This window comes from Cohnella sp. SGD-V74, assembly GCF_003001675.1.
Taxonomy (GTDB): domain Bacteria; phylum Bacillota; class Bacilli; order Paenibacillales; family Paenibacillaceae; genus Cohnella.
The window spans coordinates 1-5,677 of sequence record NZ_PVYW01000044.1 but is presented as its reverse complement, the minus strand read 5'-3'; the positions used below and the strand labels follow the sequence as shown (position 1 = coordinate 5,677).

Genomic DNA, 5,677 nt, shown 5'->3' with positions numbered 1-5,677 from the left:
GGATTTTTTATATAATCGCCATGAAAAACACTTATATTATTACATATATAGCTAATTGTAGTTATTTTCGCGTGAAGTTTTATGCAACGCTAGTGCGTCGTGCGGGCTTATTGGTCTGTGCTGTGGCCGGAGGCGAGGGAGCACGCCGTGCGGGCTTATTGGTCTGTGCTGTGGCCGGAGGCGGGGGATAAGCGCGCCGTGCGGGCTTATTGGTCTGGGCCGGGTCCGGAGGCGAGAGATAAGCGCGCCGCGATCACTTTGGTTTCCACGGCTAGCGCTCTTTCGAGCATTGCCTTCATAAGCTCTACCTCTTGATAGAAAGCAAGTCCAAGAACCTTGCCGCCAGAGCGGACAGAGGTTCTTTTCTTGTATAGAGGCTGATCGGGTTGGTCAGCCTGACGTCTTCGACGCGGATTCGCCGCAGAGGGCCGAGCTCGACGGCTTCTTGCGCTTCCAGCGCGGAGAGGAAGGCGAGTCCGTAGCCGTCGGAGACGACGCGGATCAGCTCGCTGAAGCCGTTCATTTCGAGGCCGACGCGGGGCGGCGGCAATCCGCGAAGACGGAACAGCGAGAAGAGCTGCTCGCGGGAGAAGCTTCCCGGCTCGCGAAGCGCGAACGGTTCCTCGGCAAGCGCAGCCAGGGGGACGGTTTTGTCCGCAAGCGGATGCTCCCGATGGACGACGAACCACATTTCGTCTTCCAGCCACGGGATGCCCTCCAGATCGGCGTGCTCGAGTCGTTTTCCTCCTCCGATGAAGGCGATGTCCGCTTCGAAGCGCAGCAGCAGGTCGAAGGCTTGGGCCGAGCCGGTCGTCGTGAAGGCGACGTCGGCATGCGAATGCTCGCGCTTGAAGCTCGCAACCGGCCCCGGCAGCAGGAAGTTGGCGGGCAGATAGGTGGCGGCGATCTTCAGCGTGCCCGCCTGTCCCAGCCGGTGTTCCTCCAGCATGGCCTCGATGTTCCGCTCCAGGGAGAACAGTCTGCCCGCCTCGCCGGCGAGCCGTGCGCCCACTTCGGTCAGCCGCACGCCCCGGCCCAGCGGGGACAGGAGCTGCAGTCCCAGCTCTTTCTCCAGCTTCTTGATCTGCGATGTGACCGCGGGCTGGCTGATGCTCAACTCTTGCGCCGCTTGCGTAACGCTCCCGAGCTCCGCGACTTTCAGAAACAAGCGCAGCGCGTGAAGATTCAGCATTTCTCCCGGCCTCCTTTTCTCCCGTCAACATATAAATCATAATCAGAATTTATGTAATTTAAATTATAATATATTGGATTTATGAAATATCCTCCCTTATTCTAACGCTAAAGGAACTTCAGGAGAAGAGAGGGAGGATCTGAAATGGCGACGATCGTATGCTACGACTGCGGGAAACGACATAAGGAAGAGGATGCGGGGTATCGCTGCGAATGCGGCGGACTGCTTGAAATCGTTCATGACTTCAAGGGGGCGGATGCGGAGCGGCTGAAGCGTATTTTTCACGAGAGGTTGTCTGAAAGGACTGGCCTGTATGCGAGCGGAGTGTGGCGGTATAAGGAATTGATCTATCCGGAGCTGCCGGAGGACGCGATCGTGACCAAGTACGAGGGCAACACGGGATTGTACCGCTGCGAGCCGGTCCGGCAAGCGGTCGAAATGCGAGAGGTGTGGCTGAAAGCGCAGAGCGAAAATCCGAGCGGCTCGTTCAAGGACAACGGAATGACCGTGGCGGTGTCCCACGGACGGGCTCTGGGATACGAACGTTTCACCTGCGCGTCAACGGGCAACACTTCGTCTTCTCTGGCGATGTACGCGGCGCTGGCCGGCTGCGAATCGTTCGTGCTTGTCCCGAAGGAGCAGGTATCGGTCAACAAAGTGCTTCAGACGCTGGCCTATGGAGCCGAGGTGATCGGTTTCGACGGCACGTACGACGACGGCATCCGTTTCTATGAACGGCATGGGCGGGAGCTGGGATGGTATATCTGCAATTCGATCAATCCTTATCGGATCGAAGGTCAGAAGAGCATCGTCTACGAGCTGGCCCAAAGCTTGGGCTGGAGGCTTCCGGATTGGATCGTCCTCCCCGGAGGGGCGCTCAGCAACGTAACGGCGCTCTGCAAAGGGCTGAGGGACTTGCTGGCCCTGGGCTTCATCGAGCGGATGCCGAAGGTGGCTCTGGTGCAGGCGGAAGGGGCGAGCCCTTTTCATGCGATGATGGCCGAAGGAAGGCAGGAGCTTATTCCGTTCGACCGGCCGTCGACGATCGCTTCGGCGATGAACATCGGACATCCTCCGAGTTGGAAAAAGGCGAGGGATCTGCTCGCGGGCGTCGGAGGGACGACTTGCTCGGTGACGGACGAGGAGATTCTCGAAGCGAAGCGGCTGATCGACCGGAGCGGCATCGGCTGCGAACCGGCGTCGGCGGCGACGGTCGCGGGCCTGCGAAAGCTGGTCGCGAGCGGGACGATCGATAAGGACGAGACGGCTGCCTGCATTCTCACCGGCAATCTGCTTAAGGACACGGATATTTTGCGGACGACTCTATGGGAAGACAAGGCGGATCGGACGATTGCGGCAGAGCTGACGCTCGAATCTATGAAACGTTGGGCGAAGGCGGCACGATATATAGGTTGAACCAAAGATACGTCGAAGAGCGGACCCAATGAAATGGAGAAAGGGAATGGTTTTGCCGCGAGTTTTGGCTTTGAGTTGCAAACCTATGAAGGTCTTATCGATCAGAGCAACTCAAAACAACCTGTCTGAAGCCGGCAAAGCCATCCCTTTCGGAATGAAATGGATTTCCTATTTCATTGGTTCAATCTATATAGAAAGAGATTTCAATGAAAATCCAGATTGCTAGGTTTATAGATTTCCAATCCGGACATACTGATGGCTAAGACGTTCCGGAACGCATAGCGCTGCACCGACGGGTGCGACAAGGAGCGGGAACTATGCGTAATAGCCATCATTTTTTTTCTTTTTCGTCGGTATCGAGAGTCGTTCTGCTGATCGTTGCTGTAGGTTTCGGTTTGTTGGGCATAGCAGGGCAGTATGTCGCCGCGAGCTCGGGAGACGTCATTCCCGAAGACGCCATTCGCATTCGCATTATCGCCAATTCCGACAAGAAGGCGGATCAGTCCGCCAAAAATAAAGTGCGCGACGAGATCGCCTCCTATATCCAATCTTGGGGCGGCATGCCCGACACCCACGACGAGGCGTACGCGCTCATTAAAAGCCGCCTGAACGACATACAGGGCATCGTGGACCGCGAGCTGAATGAGCTTGGCGTCTCCTATGAAGGCGTCGCTGAGCTGGGAGAGGCGCCTTTTCCTGAGAAAATGTTCGAAGGAGAGTCGTACGAAGCCGGCAACTACGAGGCGCTGCGGATTACGCTCGGCAAGGGGAAGGGGACGAACTGGTGGTGCGTGCTGTTTCCGCCGCTCTGCCTGACCGCGGCTACCGCTGACGAGGATGCAGGAGCCGCTTCGGAAGTTCGGACGGCGTCCGCAGGTGACGGAGACGAAGCTCCCAAAGCGAAGTTCTTCCTGTGGGAGCTGCTGGAGAAGCTGTTTGCGTTCCTCGGCTCGCTGTTCGGCTAGGGCGGGTTTGCATACACGCCCTAACCCGGCCCGTTTCGGTATGCTATAATAGCGGGAAAAAGCGTGAGACAAGGATGATCGGCATCATGAGCATAGAGACGAAATACTGGCCCGCGGAGTCGCCCGGGGCCGGCATCGAGGAAGCCGCCGCGGCGATCGCCGCCGGCGGCGTCGTTGCGTTCCCGACCGAGACCGTGTACGGTCTCGGGGGGGACGCCGGGAGCACGGAAGCGGTGAGGAGGATATTCGCGGCCAAGGGCCGCCCGTCCGACAATCCGCTGATCGTGCATCTGGCGCGCGGCGCAAGCGTGGCCGGCCTGGCCAAAGAGATTGGCGCCGTCGAGGCGGCGCTGATGGACGCTTTCTGGCCGGGGCCGCTCACGCTGGTGCTGCCGGTGCGAGAGGGGGCGGTGTCGCCGCTCGTGACGGCGGGGTTGGACACGGTCGCGGTGCGGGTTCCCGCGCACGAACTGGCCAGGGAGTTGATCGAGCGGGCGGGCTGCCCGATCGCGGCGCCGAGCGCCAATCGCTCGGGACGACCGAGCCCGACGCTGGCGCGGCACGTGCTGGAGGATCTGGACGGGAGAATCGACGGCGTGCTGGACGGCGGGGCGACCGGAGTCGGGCTGGAGTCGACCGTGATCAGGGTCGTGGCCGGCAAGATTCATATTTTGCGCCCGGGCGGCATTACGCGGGAGCAGCTTCGCGAAGCGACCGCGGGGCTTGCCGATGTGGCGGAAGAAGCGTTGCCGGCAGAGGCTGAAGCGGGAATGACGACCGAAGGGCGAGCGGGAATGACGGCGATAGACGGGCGAGTCGGAACGACGCTAGAGGGCAGAGCCGGAACGCTCGCGGCAACCGAAGCGGATGCGCCGCGCTCCCCGGGAGTCAAGTATGCGCACTATGCGCCGCGCGGGGAGATGCTGCTGGTCACCGGCCCTGCCGACCTGCTGCCGGCAGTCGTGCAGGAGCAGGCGAGCCAAGCCGCGGACTCCGGTCGGCGGGTGGCGGTGCTCAGCTGCACGGAGCATGCCGCGGATTATCGGGCGGACGCCGTGTTCGACTGTGGTCCCCGCGGCAAACCGGAGAAGGCCGCGCAGATGTTGTATGCGACGCTGCGAGAATGCGACGAGCGGGGCATCGACTTCATCGTCGCCGAAGGCTACCCGGAGGACGGAATCGGCGCCGCGCTCATGAACCGGCTGCGCAAAGCCGCCGGAGGCCGCGAGCTCTCCGTCCGCTGACATTCCTCTAATCGAACCCCTTTGCATGATCGTCGTCTTGTCCGCATATGTTGTGGAGAAGGACAAGGCGGCAGCCTGCGTAACGAACGTTCGTCGCGCCGGCCGAATGCAAGGGGGGACAAGCATGTTTGACGTGTCTGCGGCAGCCGGTCAGGCGCTGACCATTTTCGTCATGGCGGTCGCATTGGGCATGGACGCGTTCTCGCTCGGAATCGGAATCGGTTTGAAGGGCGTTCGGCTGTACGACATTTTGAAGCTGAGCTCGCTGATCGGCGTTTTCCACGTGTTAATGCCGCTTGGCGGGATGTATACGGGGCAATACGTAAGCGAGCTGCTCGGGGGCATCGCCACTTCCGCGGCCGGTGCGCTGCTGCTCCTGCTCGGAGGGCATATGGTGTACAGCTCCCTGCGCGGAGAGGCGGTCGATTCGATCAACCACCGAACGCTGTGGGGAATGCTCGTGTTCGCATTCAGCGTGAGCATCGATTCTTTTTCCGTCGGAGTGTCCCTGGGGATGTTCTCGGCGCATGTCTGGCTGACGGTGCTGCTGTTCGGCTTGTTCGGCGGATTGATGAGCGTGCTCGGACTGATGCTCGGGAGAAAGGCGAGCCGAAGCCTGGGAGGATATGGAGAGGCGCTCGGCGGTGTTATTTTGTTCGGATTTGGTCTATTATTTCTTATATGAATACTCCCGCCACTTACCTATGCTGTCGCTTCGGCTGAAGTGAGGGTTTCTGATGTCTCAATCGGCGTGAATCAAGCCCCTTATGCTTGCATACAGCCCGCGATGAACCCGCTTGCCGGAGAACGTCCGCCTCCCCTCTTCGCCATAACGGGGCAAGGGATCGTGATCCAGAAAG

General features: G+C 60.0%; 7 protein-coding genes. 6 read left to right on the top strand and 1 reads right to left on the bottom strand.

From position 1 onward, the window contains the following. Positions 1-191: hypothetical protein (locus B0G52_RS36420; RefSeq protein WP_233163368.1), on the top strand; the 191-nt coding region annotated here is incomplete at its 5' end. A 113-nt stretch (positions 192-304) separates the two neighbouring features. On the opposite strand, the gene B0G52_RS35000 is transcribed toward B0G52_RS36420, so the two are convergent. Beyond that, on the bottom strand, positions 305-1,192 hold the full coding sequence (locus tag B0G52_RS35000) for a LysR family transcriptional regulator (protein ID WP_233163367.1): 888 nt from the start codon (positions 1,190-1,192) through the stop codon (positions 305-307). Positions 1,193-1,336: 144 nt separating this feature from the next. Between B0G52_RS35000 and thrC the strand changes: the two genes are divergently transcribed. The 5 genes from thrC (at position 1,337) to B0G52_RS34980 (ending at position 5,502) form a co-directional block, all read left to right on the top strand. After that, positions 1,337-2,608 carry a threonine synthase gene (gene thrC / locus B0G52_RS34995; protein WP_094051076.1) on the top strand — a complete coding sequence of 424 codons (1,272 nt, stop codon included), beginning with the start codon at positions 1,337-1,339 and terminating at the stop codon, positions 2,606-2,608. 28 nt (positions 2,609-2,636) lie between these two features. After that, complete coding sequence (locus B0G52_RS35465) at positions 2,637-2,834, top strand: hypothetical protein (protein WP_143762691.1); 198 nt, start codon at positions 2,637-2,639, stop codon at positions 2,832-2,834. 91 nt (positions 2,835-2,925) lie between these two features. Then, complete coding sequence (locus tag B0G52_RS34990; RefSeq protein ID WP_094051075.1) at positions 2,926-3,573, top strand: stage II sporulation protein R; 648 nt, start codon at positions 2,926-2,928, stop codon at positions 3,571-3,573. Positions 3,574-3,659: 86 nt separating this feature from the next. Further along, positions 3,660-4,817 (top strand): L-threonylcarbamoyladenylate synthase, encoded by a 1,158-nt coding sequence (locus tag B0G52_RS34985; protein WP_094051077.1) that lies wholly within the window; start codon positions 3,660-3,662, stop codon positions 4,815-4,817. A 124-nt stretch (positions 4,818-4,941) separates the two neighbouring features. Then, positions 4,942-5,502: a manganese efflux pump MntP gene (locus B0G52_RS34980; RefSeq protein ID WP_094051074.1), complete on the top strand. Its 561-nt coding sequence runs from the start codon at positions 4,942-4,944 to the stop codon at positions 5,500-5,502. Positions 5,503-5,677: the final 175 nt, after the last annotated feature.

What these genes read in the sequence shown, in the direction of transcription:
- B0G52_RS35000 (WP_233163367.1), bottom strand. Translation starts at nt 1,192, where the DNA reads ATGCTGAATCTTCACGCGCTGCGCTTGTTTCTGAAAGTCGCGGAGCTC.
- thrC (WP_094051076.1), top strand. Translation starts at nt 1,337, where the DNA reads ATGGCGACGATCGTATGCTACGACTGCGGGAAACGACATAAGGAAGAG.
- B0G52_RS35465 (WP_143762691.1), top strand. Translation starts at nt 2,637, where the DNA reads ATGAAATGGAGAAAGGGAATGGTTTTGCCGCGAGTTTTGGCTTTGAGT.
- B0G52_RS34990 (WP_094051075.1), top strand. Translation starts at nt 2,926, where the DNA reads ATGCGTAATAGCCATCATTTTTTTTCTTTTTCGTCGGTATCGAGAGTC.
- B0G52_RS34985 (WP_094051077.1), top strand. Translation starts at nt 3,660, where the DNA reads ATGAGCATAGAGACGAAATACTGGCCCGCGGAGTCGCCCGGGGCCGGC.
- B0G52_RS34980 (WP_094051074.1), top strand. Translation starts at nt 4,942, where the DNA reads ATGTTTGACGTGTCTGCGGCAGCCGGTCAGGCGCTGACCATTTTCGTC.